Origin of the sequence: Pseudonocardia acidicola, assembly GCF_012911935.1 — a bacterium.
GTDB classification, from domain to species: domain Bacteria; phylum Actinomycetota; class Actinomycetes; order Mycobacteriales; family Pseudonocardiaceae; genus Pseudonocardia; species Pseudonocardia acidicola.
This window is the reverse complement of sequence record NZ_JAAXLA010000013.1, coordinates 35,100-50,956: the sequence shown is the minus strand read 5'-3', so window position 1 is coordinate 50,956 and position 15,857 is coordinate 35,100. Positions and strand designations below refer to the sequence as shown.

Annotated in this window: 14 protein-coding genes and 2 pseudogenes; 4 read left to right on the top strand and 12 right to left on the bottom strand. The window is 71.2% G+C overall.

Annotated features, from left to right (window positions below):
• Nucleotides 1–203 precede the first annotated feature (203 nt).
• Entirely contained in the window at nt 204–1,166 is a 963-nt protein-coding gene (locus tag HF526_RS09555) for a LysR family transcriptional regulator (RefSeq protein WP_169381005.1), read from the top strand.
• Here the strand turns inward: HF526_RS09555 and HF526_RS09550 are convergent.
• The 6 genes from HF526_RS09550 to HF526_RS09525 all read right to left on the bottom strand — a co-directional run bounded on the left by HF526_RS09550 (nt 1,132) and on the right by HF526_RS09525 (nt 7,290).
• On the bottom strand, nt 1,132–2,064 hold the full coding sequence (locus HF526_RS09550; RefSeq protein WP_169381004.1) for an MBL fold metallo-hydrolase: 933 nt from the start codon (nt 2,062–2,064) through the stop codon (nt 1,132–1,134). The two genes, HF526_RS09555 and HF526_RS09550, sit on opposite strands and share 35 nt — an antisense overlap.
• Nucleotides 2,061–3,341, bottom strand: coding sequence for an LLM class flavin-dependent oxidoreductase (locus tag HF526_RS09545; protein ID WP_169381003.1), 1,281 nt, complete (start codon nt 3,339–3,341; stop codon nt 2,061–2,063). Before HF526_RS09545 ends, HF526_RS09550 begins: the two co-directional genes overlap by 4 nt.
• A gap of 122 nt (nt 3,342–3,463) precedes the next feature.
• A complete protein-coding gene (locus HF526_RS09540) occupies nt 3,464–3,751 on the bottom strand; it encodes a hypothetical protein (RefSeq protein WP_169381002.1) in 288 nt (95 codons plus the stop codon).
• Between the two features lie 314 nt (nt 3,752–4,065).
• Nucleotides 4,066–4,893, bottom strand: a complete 828-nt coding sequence (locus HF526_RS09535) for an LLM class flavin-dependent oxidoreductase (RefSeq protein ID WP_169381001.1) — start codon at nt 4,891–4,893, stop codon at nt 4,066–4,068.
• Between the two features lie 92 nt (nt 4,894–4,985).
• Complete coding sequence (locus HF526_RS09530; RefSeq protein WP_169381000.1) at nt 4,986–5,669, bottom strand: DUF5134 domain-containing protein; 684 nt, start codon at nt 5,667–5,669, stop codon at nt 4,986–4,988.
• Between the two features lie 316 nt (nt 5,670–5,985).
• Nucleotides 5,986–7,290 carry a citrate synthase gene (locus tag HF526_RS09525; protein ID WP_169380999.1) on the bottom strand — a complete coding sequence of 435 codons (1,305 nt, stop codon included), beginning with the start codon at nt 7,288–7,290 and terminating at the stop codon, nt 5,986–5,988.
• Nucleotides 7,291–7,467: 177 nt separating this feature from the next.
• On the opposite strand from HF526_RS09525, the pseudogene HF526_RS35240 reads away from it, so the two are divergent.
• Nucleotides 7,468–7,866 (top strand): annotated as a pseudogene (locus tag HF526_RS35240) (Na+/H+ antiporter NhaA); the annotation flags it as partial.
• Nucleotides 7,867–7,878: 12 nt separating this feature from the next.
• On the opposite strand, the pseudogene HF526_RS35235 reads toward HF526_RS35240, so the two are convergent.
• Both HF526_RS35235 and HF526_RS09515 read right to left on the bottom strand, forming a co-directional pair.
• Nucleotides 7,879–8,442: pseudogene (locus HF526_RS35235) on the bottom strand (HAMP domain-containing protein); the annotation flags it as partial.
• A 335-nt stretch (nt 8,443–8,777) separates the two neighbouring features.
• A complete protein-coding gene (locus HF526_RS09515) occupies nt 8,778–9,467 on the bottom strand; it encodes a response regulator transcription factor (protein ID WP_169380997.1) in 690 nt (229 codons plus the stop codon).
• A gap of 229 nt (nt 9,468–9,696) precedes the next feature.
• Between HF526_RS09515 and HF526_RS09510 the strand changes: the two genes are divergently transcribed.
• Nucleotides 9,697–10,173 (top strand): SPW repeat domain-containing protein, encoded by a 477-nt coding sequence (locus HF526_RS09510; RefSeq protein ID WP_169380996.1) that lies wholly within the window; start codon nt 9,697–9,699, stop codon nt 10,171–10,173.
• Between the two features lie 118 nt (nt 10,174–10,291).
• Here the strand turns inward: HF526_RS09510 and HF526_RS09505 are convergent, their stop codons facing one another.
• The 3 genes from HF526_RS09505 to HF526_RS09500 all read right to left on the bottom strand — a co-directional run bounded on the left by HF526_RS09505 (nt 10,292) and on the right by HF526_RS09500 (nt 13,243).
• Nucleotides 10,292–12,295, bottom strand: coding sequence for a chloride channel protein (locus HF526_RS09505; RefSeq protein ID WP_169380995.1), 2,004 nt, complete (start codon nt 12,293–12,295; stop codon nt 10,292–10,294).
• A gap of 222 nt (nt 12,296–12,517) precedes the next feature.
• Nucleotides 12,518–12,652 (bottom strand): hypothetical protein, encoded by a 135-nt coding sequence (locus HF526_RS36270; RefSeq protein ID WP_275403943.1) that lies wholly within the window; start codon nt 12,650–12,652, stop codon nt 12,518–12,520.
• A gap of 372 nt (nt 12,653–13,024) precedes the next feature.
• On the bottom strand, nt 13,025–13,243 hold the full coding sequence (locus HF526_RS09500) for a hypothetical protein (protein WP_169380994.1): 219 nt from the start codon (nt 13,241–13,243) through the stop codon (nt 13,025–13,027).
• Between the two features lie 206 nt (nt 13,244–13,449).
• On the opposite strand from HF526_RS09500, the gene HF526_RS09495 reads away from it, so the two are divergent.
• The gene (locus HF526_RS09495; protein ID WP_169380993.1) at nt 13,450–14,139 is read left to right on the top strand and encodes a class II aldolase/adducin family protein; all 690 of its coding nucleotides are present in this window, start codon (nt 13,450–13,452) and stop codon (nt 14,137–14,139) included.
• 58 nt (nt 14,140–14,197) lie between these two features.
• On the opposite strand, the gene arfA is transcribed toward HF526_RS09495, so the two are convergent.
• Nucleotides 14,198–15,685 carry an arabinosylfuranosidase ArfA gene (gene arfA / locus HF526_RS09490; protein ID WP_169380992.1) on the bottom strand — a complete coding sequence of 496 codons (1,488 nt, stop codon included), beginning with the start codon at nt 15,683–15,685 and terminating at the stop codon, nt 14,198–14,200.
• Between the last annotated feature and the right edge of the window lie 172 nt (nt 15,686–15,857).

Here is a 15,857-nt window from a genome sequence, read left to right as displayed (position 1 = left end):
TCTCTCGTGGCGCCAGTCATTGACATTCAGTCTGCGCTCCACAACGGCGGAGATCGCGGAGCTGGTCAGGTGCACCCGAGCCAGCATGATCAGATCGTCGCGTCGGGCGAGGCGTGCGAGAAGAAGTCGGCTGCGCTGAAGGGTTACGCGGGATCAGGCGGCAACACTGGCGGCGGCCACCTCACCGACGCGAGGATGGCCCGATGAGCGGCCACGTGGAGCTGCGGCATCTGCGGGCCTTCGTGGCCGTCGCCGAGGAGCTGCACTTCTCGCGCGCGGCGAAACGGCTCAACGTGGTGCAGCAGTCACTCAGCGCGCAGATCCGCCAGCTCGAGGACGAGCTCGGCGTGCGGCTGTTCCGGCGTACCACCCGCAGCGTCGAGTTGAGCGACGCCGGCCGGGTGCTGCTCCCGCATGCCCGCTCGATCCTCGGCGCCGTGGCCACGGCTTGCGAACAGACCCGCCGGGCCAGCAGCGGGGAGGCGGGCCGACTGGCCATCTCCTACACCCCGACCGTCGCCGCCGAGACCCTTCCGCGGCTGGTCGGCGAGCTGCACGCGCGGCACCCGGACGTCGCACTGCAGATGTGCGAGATGTGGCAGGCCGAGAGCGTCGACGCGGTGAACAGCGGCCGCTTCGACGTCGGGCTGGCCCGTTGCCCGGTCGTCGTCGGTGACGTCGAGTGCATGGTTCTCCGGGAGGAGGCCCTCGGCGTCGTTCTCGGCGCCCGGCATCCGCTCGCGGCGCGGGTCCGGGTGCCGCTGGCGCACCTGGCGCTCACGACGCTCACCATCTGGCCGCGTGAGCTGTCCCCGGGTTTCTACGACCAGGTCGTGGGTTTCTTCCGCGCGCACGGCTTCGTGGGCCGGATCCAGGAGTTCGAGTATCTGTCCTCGGGGGTCTTTCACAGCGACCCTGCCGCTCGCGAGGAGATCGCCCGGACCAGAGCGTTCTCCATCGCCTTCGAGACCCAGTTCGACCCGATGCCCGACGGGTTCGTGTGGCGGGCGGTCGACCCGGCGCCGCTGATCCCGGTGCACCTGTTCTGGCGGCGCTCGGCCGGCCCGGTCACGCGGAATTTCCTGGCCCTCGCGCTCGAGGTCGCCGGGCGCGAGGGCTGGGTCGCGAACGCTACGCCACGCAGTGCAGTGGGCGGCCCCCGTTGAACTCGACCATCTCGTCGACGATCCGGTCATAGGCCAGAGGACCGCCGAGCGGCTCGCCGCGCAGCTCGGAGTACGCCCTGTGCAGGTTTCCGACGAGCCGCTCGCTGTCGGTCCAGCCGGCGAAGTCGCCGAGATCGGTGCGCCGCGCGAGCTCCAGCGGATCGAGCCCGGCGCGGAAACCGTCGGCCGCCGTCTCCTGCACGAATCGGAGGTAGCCGAGTTGCCGGCCGATCACCTCGGGCCCGCACACCGATCCGTGGCCCGGTACGACCACCTCGGCGCCCAGCCGGTCGAGCTGCTCCAGCGCGGCGATGATGCCTTCGATCGATCCCATGACGACGAACGGCGTCCCGCCGTTGAACACGAGGTCCCCGGCGAACAGCAGCCGCTGCTCCTCGACCCACGCGATGACGTCGTTGCTGGTGTGCGCCGGGCCGAGGAAACGCAGCGAGGTGCGCATGTCGTCGCACCACACGGTCAGCGAGTCGGCGAACGTCACGGCCGGCGGTGTGATGCGGATGTCGCCCCAATCGACGTCGGGGAACCACTTCTGAGTCTCGAACCCGCTGGCGATCGTCGCCTCCCGGCACAGGTCGTGGCCGATGATCGTGGCCGCCGGGAACAGGAAGTTGCCGTAGGTGTGGTCGCCGTGGTGGTGAGTGTTGATCACCGTGCGCACCGGTTTGTCGGTCAGCGCGGCGACGGCGTCGCGCAGTGCCCGCCCGCGGTGCGCGGTGAACGCGGTGTCGATCAGCACCACGCCTTCGTCGCCGACGAACACCCCGGCGTTGTTGAGCCCCCAGCTGCCGTCCAGCTGGACGAACGCGTGGAAGCCTTTCCCCAGCGCCTCCATGGTGGGTGCGGGCGTCCCCGCTGCGGTGGCTCGCGAGATGCTCATGCCATCACGCCGGTCGCAGGCGCCGGCGCCGAGCTCATCCCGAACTCCGGCATCACCTCGGTGGCGAACAGCTCGAGCATCGGCAGCGCCTCGTCGCGCGGGATCATCCCCCAGTGGTACAGCCAGACGAAGTAGTCGATCGGCAGCGCCGTCAGGAAGCCGTCGAGCTGGCGCTTCACGTCGTCGACGGTGCCGCCGATGAGCAGCCCGCTGTTGATCAACCGGTCGGCCAGGTGCTCGCCGGGCTTGGGGACCGGGCCCTCCTCGTCGTCGTAGCGCGAGGCCTCCATGAAGCCGAACTGCTCGTACCAGCCGCGCCACACCGGTTCCTCGTAGAGCTCGACACTGCGCCGGATGCGGGCCCGGACCTCGTCGTCCGGCGTACCGTTGGGGAAGACGTAGAACGTCCGGCAGACCCCGATGCCCTCACCGAAGCGCGGGTGCCGGCCGCGGGACTCCGCGCCCGCCACGTAGATCTCCATGAGCTGGCGCAGCTTGTCCATCGAGCCCATGAGGATCGTCGGCGTGACGTCCTCCTCGCCGCACCAGCGCAGGGTGCCGGGGCTCGCCCCGAAGGCCTGGAACAGCTGGGGGTGCGGGCTCGTGTACGGCCTCGGGACGACGCTGACGCCGCGCACGGTGCCGTTCTCGTCGACCTCGCCGGGCTGGCCGTAGGGCCGGGTGATGGTGTCCGACGGCGGCCAGTTCGGGATTCCCTCGCGCGGGTACGGCACCTGGTAGGTGGGCCCGTCGTAGGTCAACAGGTCCTGGGTCCAGGCCGCCTTCATGATCGTGAAATTCTCGGTGAACAGCTGCCGGTTGCGCTGGTCGGCCGCACTCGCGTCCGACGCCGTCGACGTGACCCCGAACCGCTGACACAGGATGTTCTGCCAACGTGCCTGGTAGCCACGGGCCATTCCGACGAACAACCGCCCCTGCAGCATGTGGTCGGCGATCGCGATCTCCTCCGCCAGCCGGATCGGGTCGTGCGCGGGCAGCACGAGACCGAGCTGGCCGTGGCGCAGCCGCTTCGTGTACCTGGCCAGGTGCACGTTGAGCAACAGCGGCGCCGGGGAGATCTCCATGCCCTCGGAGTGCATGTGATGCTCGACGTGGGTGATGCCCCAGTAGCCGAGCTCGTCGGCGGCCTGGCAGAGCTCGATGAGGCTCGCGAGCATGCGCTGGTAGGCGTCGTTGTCCCGGCCGATCGGGCGGCGCGCGGCCATCTCGTCCTCGGCGCCGAGGCTGGGGTAGACCTGCAGGATCACGTCGGTCATGCGTCCTCCTTCGTTGGGTGCAGGGGTTGCTCGGCCGAGAGCATCGAGATGACCTCGGGGAACGTGAAGTTCATCGACGGCGAGGCTGCCGGTCGACCATGCCTTGCCGTCGACCCGGGCGGTCATCGGGGCGGCCGTGACGTCGATGGCGTCGGCCGCGGAAGGGGCACACAGAGCCGGACCGCGTCGAGCGCGGCGGTGTCCTCCTCGTCGGCCCACTCGGCGGCGGCCCGCGCCAGTCCGAGGCCGGCGTCGCCGAGGCGGAGCAGCTCCGGCATCGACTCCGGGACCGGTCCGGCTCCGGTGCGTGCGTGGGCGCGGGCGAGGTCGACGCTCCGATCGCCTTGCAGGATCCCCAAGCAGGGGTGTGTCGCGGTGCCGTCGACACGGCGGTACGTGACGAGCTGCACGGTGTCTCCTCCCCGGACTCGCCCGCCGGCAGGCGGCGTCGCCGGCGCCCGCGGGCTCGACGCTAGGGGCGCCGGGCTGGGAGGGGAAACACTTCTCCGTGGTGGATTGACCACTACCGGTGGTCAATCCAGGTCGGTTCTCAATCGACCTGCACAGTGCTCATCCAACCTGCACAGCGCTCATCCAACCTGCACAGCGACCTGAACCTCGAGGCCCAGGGCCGCCGAGCAGCGCATGGTCACGTCGCAGGTGAGACAGCAGCGTCGGCCGTCGTCCCAGCGAAGTTGGCCAGCCGCCGTCTCAACCGCATCTCTCACGTGAGCACAAGCGAAGATCCCGAGAGCACGGTCAGCGCGGGGGCGAGCTCACCGGCCAGCATGCGCATGACGTGAAGCTGGGTGGTCAGCCCGGCCCAGACCGGCTGGGTCTGAGTGATCAGCTCGCTGGCCCACGGCATCGCGGGGTCCGCCGACCACGCGGCGGCCAGCTGGTCGGCACGCTGGCCAGGGTGCACCAGCCGGGACACCGCCACCCGCGGGTCGTCCACCACGCAGGTCCAGTAGCGGGTCAGGTCGTCGACCACGGTCGAGTTCGGAGCATCCGGCGGACGGCCCGAGATGACCCCTATGCCCCGCGCGGCCGCCGCATCGACGCCCGCCGAAGAGCCGGTCGCCCACCACAGCCGGCGGCGAAGGCCTGTCGCGCCGGGAACGAGTTCTTCGCCCTCCAGCAGTGCGCACAGCGTGTCGACCACGTCGATGCAGTCACCGTGACGTGCCGCATGATCACGCCCGAACGCGGCGGAGGCCCGGGTGTCGGCTCCTGCGCCGATGCCCAGGTTCAGCCGACCACCGCTGAGCACCTCGAGGACGGCAGCGTCCTCGGCGAGGCGGCGGGGGTTCTCCAGCGGAGCGGCGATGACCGCTGTCCCCAGTCGGATGGTCGTCGTGCGCTCCGCCACGGCGGCCAGCAGCACCAGCGGTGAGGGCAGCAGACCGCCGAACGCGCCCCCGTGGTGTTGGGCCACCCAGAACGAAGCGAACCCCAAGGCTTCGGCGGCGACCGCCAGCTCGACGGTCTCGCGATACACCTCGGCGGGCCGGTCGTGCCCGGCGACATGGGTCAGATAGCCCAGCTGCACCCCGGAACGGTAGCGACGCCGAGCCCCCTCCGGGCCCGAGGGCCCTGCCACCGGCCGGCCCGGCGCGGCCCACCGGCCGCCCGGGGGTTCGGCTACATGCCCGGCATGCCGGCCATCGCGCCCATCCCGAACTGCATGGCCAGCAGCATGTAGGCCATGCCCAGTGCCATCAGGGCCAGCGTGACCCGGATCCAGGTCGCGTGCACGGTGCCGTGGACGACGACGGCGGGTCGCGGCCGGGCCGCCGCGCCGGGGAGGCCCGGCCCGGCGCTCCCGCTCGCGGCGTCGCTCGGCACCGATGCCGGGACCGGCGCCGTGCGTGCTCCGCCCAGCCCCCCTTGCTCGAGGACGGTGTACAGGCGTCCACTCGCCCAGCCCGCGGCCTCGACGATCAACCAGGCCGCCAGGGCGATCGTCAGCCACAGCACACGGAAGGAGGCCAGGGTGAACATGTAGGCCATCGCGGCCAGGTCGACCACGGTGGCCAGCCAGAGTCCGCCCACCGTCTCGCCCCGCACCCGGGCACCCAGCCGCAGGCCGGCGACGACGACCGCGGCCAGCCCGAAGACCATCGCGCCGAAACCGGCGGGCACGACCATCCGCGCGGTCGGCAGGAACATGACGATCATGCCGGCGGCCATCAGCACGTGCACGCCGTGCCACAACCGGTGGCGTCCGGCCAGGACGGCCGCGTGCCACACGTGCACGATCAGAATGACCGCGAACACCGCGGTCCACGAATAGCCGAGCCAGCTCGGCAGCCAGGTACTGGCCATGGTGTCGGGAGTTCCTCTCCGGCAAGCCGATCGGCAGCCGGTCCGGCCCGCTGATGCGGTGGTTCGGCCGGTTCCGCCGTGCTGCCGATCGTCACGTTGGTGTCGGCCGGCGCCCCGGAAGCCCGAGAAAGGGTAGGTCCGCAGTCGCAGTCCGCGCCATACGCGCTCCCGGTAGGGGGTAACCCCTGACACAGCCCGTCGGCCGCGCCGGCATCAGGCCACGATGCCGGCCCCGCGCCTCGCCCGGACGCGCCCGGCCGGTGGGCCCGACGCCGGGTGCGGCCCCGAGGGTGGGCCGGCGGTCGCGGGCGCGGGCTCAGCGGTCTCCGATCGGGACGAAGTCGCGCTGGGTGGGCCCGGTGTAGAGCTGGCGGGGACGGGCGATGCGGGTGTCCGGATCGTCGATCATCTCCCGCCAGTGCGCGATCCAGCCGGGCAGCCGGCCGATGGCGAACAGGACGGGGAACATGTCGGTGGGAAAGCCCATCGCCTTGTAGAGCAGGCCGGTGTAGAAGTCCACGTTGGGGTAGAGCTTGCGCTCGATGAAGTAGTCGTCGGCGAGCGCGGTCTCCTCCAGCTGCTGGGCGAGCACGAGCAGCTCGTCGTCGCCGCCGAGCCTGTCCAGCAGGCCGCGGGCGGCGTCGCGGGCGATCGCCGCCCGCGGGTCGTAGTTCTTGTAGACCCGGTGCCCGAAGCCCATCAGCCGGGCGCCCGGCTGCTTGTTCTTCACCTTGGCCACGAACGCGTCGACGTCGCCGTGGTCGTCGCGGATCGCCTCGAGCATCGCGATCACGGCGGCGTTCGCGCCGCCGTGGCGCGGGCCGAACAGCGCGTTGATCCCTGCGGAGATCGACGCGAACAGGTTGGCCTGGGCCGAGCCGACCATGCGCACCGTCGAGGTCGAGCAGTTCTGCTCGTGGTCGGCGTGCAGGATGAACAGCATGTCCAGCGCCCGCGTCAGCTGCGGGTCGATCTCGTAGGGCTCGGCGGGCAGCCCGAAGGTCAGCCGCAGAAAGTTCTCCACCAGGCCCAGCTCGTTGTCCGGATACAGCAGCGGCTGGCCGATCGACTTCTTGTAGGCGTAGGCGGCGATCGTGGGCACCTTGGCCAGCAGCCGCACCCCCGACAGGTCGACGTTCGGCTCGTCGAAGGGATCGAGGCTGCTCTGGTAGAACGTCGAGAGCGCCGAGACCGCCGAGGACAGCACCGGCATCGGATGCGCGTCGGCGGGGAACCCGTCGAAGAACTGTTTGAGGTCCTCGTGCAGCAGCGTGTGGCGCCGGATCTGGCCGGTGAACTCCGCCAGCTGGCGCCGGCTCGGCAGCTGTCGGTAGATCAGCAGATAGCTGGTCTCGACGAACGTCGAGTGCCGTGCGAGCTGCTCGATCGGATAGCCGCGGTAGCGCAGGATGCCGGCCTCGCCGTCGATGTAGGTGATCTGCGAGCGGCACGCCCCGGTGTTGACGTAGCCGGGGTCGAGCGCGGTCAGCCCCGTCTCGCCCAGCATCGACCCCAGCCGCAGCGCGGCCTGACCCTCGGTGCCCTCCACGAGCGGTATCGCGTACTCGCCCCCCGGATAGCGCAGGGTGGCGGTTCGGTCGTGACCGTCGGGCTCGGACATCACGCACCCCCTCGAACTCCGGCGACATCACCACCGGGCTACCCGAGCGGGCAGATCCACATGCCCGACCGGTGGGCGGCCGCCCATCGCCGGCCAGACGCGTGCGGCGGCACGGGCCGCAGCGCCCGCCCCGTGCCCGGTGTGGGTGCCGTGGCGGGGGAGCCCGGCCCCGGGCCGGCCGAGCACTTCGAGCACCGCTTCCGGCCGATCTCGGCCGGTGTCGCGGTCCCGATCTTCGCGTTCTTCGCCGCCGGGGTGTCGGTCGCCGCGGCCGGCGGTTCGGGCGCCGTGCTCGGGGACCCGGTCGCTCCGGGCGTCATCGCCGGGCTGGCGGCCGGCGAGCCTGTCGGCGTGCTCGGCGCGACCTGGCTCGTGCAGCGCTTCACCCGCGCTCAGCTCGCCGAGGGACTGAGCTGGTGCGACGTGCTCGGGCTCGCGCTGCTGGCCGGGATCGGGTTCACCGTCTCGCTGCTCATCGGCGAACTGGCTTTCGGCGCGGGCAGCGAACGCGACGACCACGTCAAGATCGGTGTCCTGCTCGGGTCGTTGCTCGCCGCGCTGCCCGCGACCGTCGTGCAGGTCGACGACCATCCGCTGGAACCGCTGCACGTCGGCGCTGAGCAGATCGACGGCGTGTTGCGCGGTCGGCGGGAGCTGGTCACGACGTCGGTGCAGTACCGCCACGGCGTTGACCATCGTGGTGAGGGGCGAGCGGAGCTCGTGGCTGACGTCGCCGGCGAAGCGGGCGTCGCGACGCACCCGTTGCTCGAGGGCCGCCGCGTTCCGATTGAACGTCGCCGCCAGCGGCGCGAGGTCGGCGTCGTCGTGCTCGGGCAGCCGTGCCTGCAGGTCCCCGGACGCGACCCGCCCCGCGGCCGTGGTCAGGTCGGCCAGCGGGCGCAGCGCGCGACGGCCCGCCCACCACCCGAGGCCGAGACCCAGCAGCGTGCTGGCGGCGACCCCGGCGACCAGCACCGCGCTGAGGAAACGGAAGTTGCGGTCGAGCTCGAGCAGCGGGAACAGCTCGACATACAACGCCTGTCGGCCCTGAACCGGTAGCGCGAGGGCCAGCACGGGTATGCCGGCGACGACGGTGCGCTGCCGGGCCCCGCCGCCGGCGGCGGCCAGGTCCACCAGCGGGCCGGGCAGCATGGCCGGGTCGATCTGCCGTCCACTGGTGATCCACTGTCCGGCACGCCGGATCGCGATCGTCGTGTCCGGGCCGCCGCTGAGCCCGGTCAGCAGGTCACTGAGGTTCTCCGGGTTCCCGGAACGCAGTGACTCGCGGAGGAGGCGCTCGTTCACCGACGCCTGCTGGGTGGCGCTCTGCTCGCGCTGGGCCAGCATGTAGCTCGAGGCGAGATTCCAGGTGACGAGGGCGAGCAGCCCCGTGATGACCAGTGACGCGAGCGCGAAGGCGACGGCGACACGCCAGCGCAGGGAGAGCCGGATGCGACGGATCTCAACCACCTGCTTTCGGTCAGAGCTCAAGGCGGCCTCGTCTTGTACCCGGCACCGCGCACGGTGAGCACCAGGGTGGGCTCGTCGGGGTCGGCTTCGATCTTGCGACGTAGCCGGCGGATGTGGACATCGAGGAGCCGGGTGTCGGCGAAGTAGTCATAACCCCAGACCCGCTGCAACAACTCCTCCCGGCTGACGATGCGCCCGCCGGCCGTGGCCAGCTCGACGAGCAGCCGGAACTCGGTGCGGGTCAGGTGTACCTCCGTCCCGCCGCGACGCACCACTCCTTCCTCCGGAAGGATCTCCACGTCACCGACCGTCAGCCGGGATCCGCTCGTTTCGGCGTCGGCGGGACGGCGCCGGCGTAGAAGCGCACGGATCCGGGCCGCCAGCTCGCGGGCCACGAGCGGCTTGGTCACGTAATCGTCGGCGCCCGCCTCGAGTCCGTCGATCACGTCGGCGGTGTCGGAGCGCGCGGTGATGATGATGATCGGCAGGTCGCCGCCGGCCCGCAGGGTCCGGCACAGGCTCAGACCGTCGATGCCCGGGAGCATCAGGTCGAGCAGCACCACGTCCACTCGCGTCTCTCGCAGCCGGGCCAGTGCCTCCTCGCCCGATGGCGCCGGTACTACGTCGAAATCCTCGTCGTCCAATGCAAGACCGAGGGCTTCGCGGATTCGGGCGTCGTCCTCCACCAGCAGGACGCTCGTCCGCATCGGCTCCACCGCTCCGTCGGTTACGCGGTCGCCGGCATCCGCTGCTCGACCGGCCGTCTCTGTCGGGGGCTCCATGGTGCCTCACATGAAAGGCTGCGGCGCGGACCGCACGCGAGTCGCGCAGCCGGGGCCGCCTGGTTCGTCAGCTAATCGTCAGGTGCGGCGCGAAGCCCCGGCGTGACGCTCGACGTGGCTGGGCCGGGCCGCAGCAGCACGAGAGGAGATCGAGATGTCCGACGAGCACGCTCGCATCGTGATGGGGGCGCACGGCGATGGCAGAGGCCTGTTCTCTCTCACCTGGCCCAGTGCGCTCGTCGTCGTCGCCGGGATCTGGTTGCTCGTCGCCCCGCTGGTGATCGACCGCGTCGGGTCCCGCGACGGGGTCTGGAGTGACGTGGCGATCGGTGCGGCGCTCGTGCTCTCCGGGTCCGTGCGGATCGTGTTTCCGGTGCGGACGGTGCTGCTGGGCCTGGTGAACGCTGCACTGGGTGTCTGGCTGGTACTGGCGCCGTTCGCGCTGCACTACCAGGGGGTGTCGGTGCCCGCCCGAGCCAATGACCTCCTGGTAGGCATGGCGGTCACGGTGCTCGCGGTGGTCAGCGCGATCAACTGTTCCTTCGCCTGGCAGCCCGCCGAGGTGCGGCGCGGGCACCGGACCGGATGGCCTCACGCGTTCCGCTGCCCCCCGGCATCGCCGCATCGCTGAGCGCCGCTGTGCCTGGCGGCGAGAACGTCCTGATTCTCGTAGCGCTGTCAGCGGGGTGGTCGAGGACGCCCCGCCGCATCTCGATGCGGTGGTGCCCCGGCGCGACGGACGGTGACCATCAGTGCGGGTGACTGTCATCCCGTCCGGGTCCGATCTTCGCGACCGGGCCACCGTCTGTGGGGACGAGGACGTTGAGGCGGTCGCCGGGTCGGAGACGGGTATCGGGGTCGACATCGGTGAGTGTGCGGCCGTGCAGGATCGACACGGGGATGTATCCCGGTGGCCAGTCGAGCTCGCCGACGGTACGACCGATCGCGCTCGAGTCGGTGCGCAGCGCGATTTCCGCGATCTGGTAGCCGCTCAGTTGGCTGTGCGGGTCGTGGTTGTCCGCGTCGGCCTCGGGGTCCGCCCATTCGGCGGCCCGATGTCCGGCGACGATGCCGGGTTCGGCGGCGGCGATCTGGGCTGCGACGGCACGCAGCACATTCTGATTGGTGATCCAGCCCTGCAGCTCCTGCCCGTCGGTGGACAGCACCGGCAGGCCGTCTCGGCCGTAGAGCACCAGTTGCCGCAACGCCTGGGCGAGGCTGTCGTTGGCGAACAGCGCCTGGGGCTCGCGCGTGCGGGTGACCGGGCCCAGCGCCGCTGCCCAGTCCCGGGGCCTGCCCGCGCCATCTGCGCGGTTGCCGTTTCCGCTGACACGCGCGGTGATGTCCAGGGTGGTGGGGAAGCGGTGCATGGCGTCGGCGACAGTGAGGCCGGAGAACGTGTGGCGGGGGTTGGGGCCGTCGATGTCGGTGCCGCGACGCAGCAGCTTGGTGGTGTAGATCGTGCCGTAACTCAGGGCGCGGGAGATCACGGTGGAGATTGCCACCCCGAGCATGACCGGCAGGGTGAGGCTGAAGTCGCCGGTCATCTCCACCACGCTGGCCAGCGAGGTCAACGGGCCGCGGGCGGCGGAGGCGAACACCGCGCCCATGCCCACGATCGCGTAGAGGGCGGGCTGTCCGGCGGCGGGGCCGAGAAGATGGTCGACGATCGCGCCGAACGCCATCCCGGACGTGGCGCCGATGAACAGCGACGGCGCGAACACGCCGCCGGAGCCGCCGATGCCGATGCTCAGGCTGGTGGCGATCATCTTGCCTGCTGCCAGCACGATCAGGAACCCCAGCGCATAGTGGCCGTCGAAGGCTTGGTACATGACGCCGTAGCCCACTCCGTACAGCTGGGGCAGCACGAGCAGCAGCAGGCCGAGCAGAACTCCGCCGACAGCGGGGCGCGCCCATTCGGGGCGGTTGCGCCACGCCCGGTCGCACACGTCCTCGATCGCGTACAGGACGTTCTTGAATCCCACGCCGATCAGCGCGGCCAGCACGGCGAGCAGCGCCACCAGCAGGTAGTTGGAGGTGTGGTGCAGCGCGATGCCCGGTGGGAGTCGGGTGAAGAACGGCGCGCTACCGAGAAAGGCCTGGCTGACCACGTCGGCGACCATCGACGACAACATCACGGTGAAGACGGCTTCGATGGACAACTCGCGCAGGATCAGCTCGACGCCGAAGAAGACCCCGGTGATGGGGGCGTTGAACGTCGCGGAGATCCCGCCGGCGGCTCCGCAGGCGACCAGGATGCGTAGCCGGTTCTCCGGCATCCGGACCCGTTGACCGAGGCTGGAGGCCAGCGCCGAGCCGATCTGCACGATCGGGCCCTCACGCCCCACCGAGCCACCCGTCCCGATGCACAGCGCGGAGGCGAGGGCTTTGACGAGGCTGACCTGTGGGCGGATCCGGCCGCCGTTCTCCGCGACCGCGATCATGACTTCGGGTACGCCGTGGCCCCGGGCCTCCCGGGCGAACCGGTGGATCAACGGTCCGTACAGAACCCCGCCGAGAACGGGGATCAGCACGAAGAACCCCAGGCCCAGCCACGGTAGATGAGCGCTTTCCACGTGTCCCTGCTGGCCGAACTCGGTGGAGCCGGTGGCCAACCAGGTGAACCCGTAGATCAGGTACCGGAATGCGACGGCGCCGAAGCCCGCCCCGACCCCGACAGCGAGCGCGACGGCGAACAGTCCGAGCCGATTCCCGCGCAGCCAGCCCGCCACGCTGCCGAACGAATCGGCCATCCAGCGCGCCAGCGGCGCTGTTCCTGTCTTCGCCGACGCCGTGGCTGGACCTGACCTCACCACGCGCGCTCGCCCCTGGTCCTCATCACCGCCTCCTCGAGGCCTCGGTCCGGGTATCGCTCCGTGCGTCGCTGCCCGGGGGTCGATCCGCCGTCAGTCCGCTCACAGTCCGCGGAGGATCGACCGTCGTTGTGCGGCCGCCTCGTCCGGCACCCGTCGGCCCTACCTGCTCAGCGTGACCTGCACGATGCGTCGATCCGTGCGCGCCTGCGCCGCGGTCACCTCATCGGCCAGCGCGCCCGGCGGGCGCGTGCTGACCCCGAGCAGTGCCCGAGCAGCGGTCAGAACCTCATTCACTACTTCCCCGCACACCGCGGAGCCGACCCCTGCACCACCGGCTCGTGCGGCACTGCGATTGGCGGCCACGCCACCATTGCACTACACCAATATTGCCTCAGGCAAGGATTACAGGACCTGTCTGTTGCGGCTCGGGAGCGGATGACGAGGGGGTGACGAAGGCCCGCACGGTTCGGGGCTCGTGTACCTGGGATCGCCTGGACCGTCCGGGCGGTAGATCGCCTGGTGGATCGGCTCCGCGCAGCGGTGCAGGTCGGCGCGGCCGGGGAAGCTCTCGTGTAGGTCGCGGTTGACCTGTTGCGGGCTCCACCGCCAGGTCGGGCGCTCCGTCACGACCATCGACAGCTGTCGGTGGGTCGCCGGCTTGGTCGGTCACCGGCGCCGACGGCGCAGTGCGGCCTTGCGGTGGGCCTCGAAGGGCCGGTACTGCCCGTCCGCGGCGGTGTTGCGCCGCAGCTCCCGGCTGACCGTCGGCGGCGACGGAGGTCGTGGACCGGGGCCGCCGGAACCCCCGAAACGGCGACCCCGGCCGGGGAACCGCTCGTCCGCTCCCCAGAGGACGAGCGGTGGGTCGGTCGTCTTCCGCAGCACGGGGGTACCCGCCTCGTACGCGGGCGAATCATCGACGGGGGTGAATCGGCAGGCCCCGGGTCGGCCGTGGACTCGGCCGGCGACTCCACGATCCGCCTGGAGTCTGTCTGAAAGAGAGTCTGTCTGTACAGAGGAATTACGGCTCTCTACTGTTCGGGAAGCCGGGTACCCGAGCCGGGTGTGCAGCCCGGGTGAGAGAGGACCGCATGGGCACAGACGTTCGTGAGTTGGTCTCGCTGGCATCGCGCGTGCTGGGCGCGGCCGGGCACGGTGACCTGATCTGGGGGCACGCCTCGTGCCGGGACGCCGACGGCCGTGGCGTGTGGATCAAGTCGGCCGAGTGGGGACTGGAGGAGGTCACCCCGGACCGCGTGCATCTCGTCGCCCCGGACGGGACAGTGGTCGCCGGCGACGGACCGCGGCACAGCGAGTATCCGATCCACACCGAGATCCTGGCCGCGCGACCGGACGTCGGGGGTGTCGTGCACACCCACTCCCCGCATGCGGTGGCGCTGGCCGCGTCCGGCCAGCCGCTGCGCCCGGTGAGTCACGCGGCCACCATGTTCGTGCCGCCGCAGGTGCCGCGATTCACCACCACCGCTGATCTCGTCCTCACCCCGCAGCTGGGTGAGGCGGTGGCCGCCGAACTCGGCGAGGCCCGAGCGATCTTCCTGGTCAACCACGGCATCGTCACGGTCGGCCCGACGCTGCAGGAGGCCACCGTCGCGGCCGTCGTCCTGGAGCGAGCCTGTGAACAGCAGTTGCTCACCCGGGCGTTCGGCAGCTGGCCGACCTGGTCGGATCCGGCGGAGTCGCTCGCCAAGCGTGAGCACATCTACAACCAGCGTGCCGTCGGCGCGGTCTGGGACTACCTGGTGCGCCGCCTGCCCTCGTGACCGCCGTCGCCGGGGCGGTGGGGCGCGAGGGCCGGCACAGCGACGGCGAGCCGTCGTGTCACTGCCTTCGCAGCCGGAGTGCGTTCCAGGAGACCGGTGGCAGCGTCGCGGCCGGCTCCACCGGCACCGGCAGCGCCCGCGGGCGGACCCGCTCGGGCGCCTCGCGGGTGTTCACCGCCGTCAGGTCGTCCTCGGCCAGCACCGTGTGCTCGACGAGCGCGTATCCCGGCACGGCGGCGAGGTCGAGGGTCAGGTCGACGGGCTCGCGCCGGCCCCGGTTGACCGCGAACACCATCAGTTCGCCGCCGTCGGCGTCATGGGTGACCGCGGCGGCGACGAGCGGGACGCGTCCGTACCTCATGGAGTCGTACTCCGGGGTGTCGAGCTCGGTTCGGAGTACCACGCCACGGGCCAGCCTGGCCGTCAGCGCGAAGGGGTGGAAGATCGTCTGCCGCCACGCGGGGCCGACGGGCTCGGCCCGGATCGGCGCGATCACGTTCACCAGCTGCGCCTGGCAGGCGACGGCCACCCGGTCGCTGTGCCGCAGCAGCGTGACGAGCAGGTCGCCGGCGACCACGGCGTCGGCGACGGTGAAGAGGTCCTCGCTGATCCGCGGCGCCCGCGGCCAGTCGTCGCGAGGCGCCTCGGACGGCCGGTGCCAGACGTTCCACTCATCGAAGGAGACGGTGACCCGCCTGGGGCTGCGGGCACGGGCCGCCACCGCGTCGGCCGTCGCGACCACCGACGAGATCGTGCGGTCCATGTCGACGGCCGAGGCCAGGTAGCTGCCCAGGTCGCCGTCGGTCTGCGCGTAGTAGGCGTGCGCGGAGATGTGGTCGACATGGTCGAGGGCCAGCTCGAGCACCGTGGATTCCCATCCGCCGAACGTCGGCATCCCGGAGTGCGAGCTGCCGCATGCGACCAGTTCCAGCCCGGGGTCGACCATCCGCATCGCGCGGGCGGTCTCCGCCGCGAGCCGGCCGTACTCCTGGGCGGTCCTGTGCCCGAGCTGCCACGGGCCGTCCATCTCGTTGCCCAGGCACCACAGCCGGATCCGGTAGGGGTCCGGCGCCCCGTGCGCGACGCGCAGGTCGGACAGGTGGGTGCCGGACGGGTGGTTGGCGTACTCCAGCAGGTCGAGGGCCTCCTGCACACCGCGGGTGCCGAGGTTGACCGCGAGCATCGGCTCCACCCCGGCGCGCCCGGCCCACCGGCTGAACTCGCCGAGGCCGACCTCGTTGGTCTCGATGCTGTGCCACGCCGGGTCCAGGCGTACCGGCCGTCCCTCGCGTGGACCGACCCCGTCTTCCCAGCGGTAGCCGGAGACGAAGTTGCCGCCCGGGTAGCGGACGACCGTCACGCCCAGCTCACGGACGAGTTCGAGCACGTCGAGGCGGAAGCCGTCGGCGTCGGCGCTGGGATGGGCGGGGTCGTAGATGCCGCCGTAGACGCAGCGGCCGAGGTGTTCGACGAACGAGCCGAACAGCCGCCGTCGTACGGGGGCGACCGGGAAGGCCGGGCTGAACGACAGGCGGGCGGCGGGCACGGGTCAGGCCGTCACGACGTGTTCGGCGGCCCGGGTGGGGGTGAGCTGTCGCACCGACGCCGATCGCGTGACGTCCTGCAGGAAGACCACCGGGGCCGACGCACTCATACGACGAGGTTCCCACCTCGGACCGGCAGCGCTGCCGATCCCGACAGAGGGCCGCGATGTCGGG

What these genes read in the sequence shown, in the direction of transcription:
- HF526_RS09530 (WP_169381000.1), bottom strand. Translation starts at nt 5,669, where the DNA reads ATGGCCAGTACCTGGCTGCCGAGCTGGCTCGGCTATTCGTGGACCGCG.
- HF526_RS09505 (WP_169380995.1), bottom strand. Translation starts at nt 12,295, where the DNA reads ATGGCCGATTCGTTCGGCAGCGTGGCGGGCTGGCTGCGCGGGAATCGG.
- HF526_RS09555 (WP_169381005.1), top strand. Translation starts at nt 204, where the DNA reads ATGAGCGGCCACGTGGAGCTGCGGCATCTGCGGGCCTTCGTGGCCGTC.
- HF526_RS09525 (WP_169380999.1), bottom strand. Translation starts at nt 7,290, where the DNA reads ATGTCCGAGCCCGACGGTCACGACCGAACCGCCACCCTGCGCTATCCG.
- HF526_RS09510 (WP_169380996.1), top strand. Translation starts at nt 9,697, where the DNA reads ATGTCCGACGAGCACGCTCGCATCGTGATGGGGGCGCACGGCGATGGC.
- HF526_RS09515 (WP_169380997.1), bottom strand. Translation starts at nt 9,467, where the DNA reads ATGCGGACGAGCGTCCTGCTGGTGGAGGACGACGCCCGAATCCGCGAA.
- HF526_RS09545 (WP_169381003.1), bottom strand. Translation starts at nt 3,341, where the DNA reads ATGACCGACGTGATCCTGCAGGTCTACCCCAGCCTCGGCGCCGAGGAC.
- HF526_RS09550 (WP_169381004.1), bottom strand. Translation starts at nt 2,064, where the DNA reads ATGAGCATCTCGCGAGCCACCGCAGCGGGGACGCCCGCACCCACCATG.
- HF526_RS09495 (WP_169380993.1), top strand. Translation starts at nt 13,450, where the DNA reads ATGGGCACAGACGTTCGTGAGTTGGTCTCGCTGGCATCGCGCGTGCTG.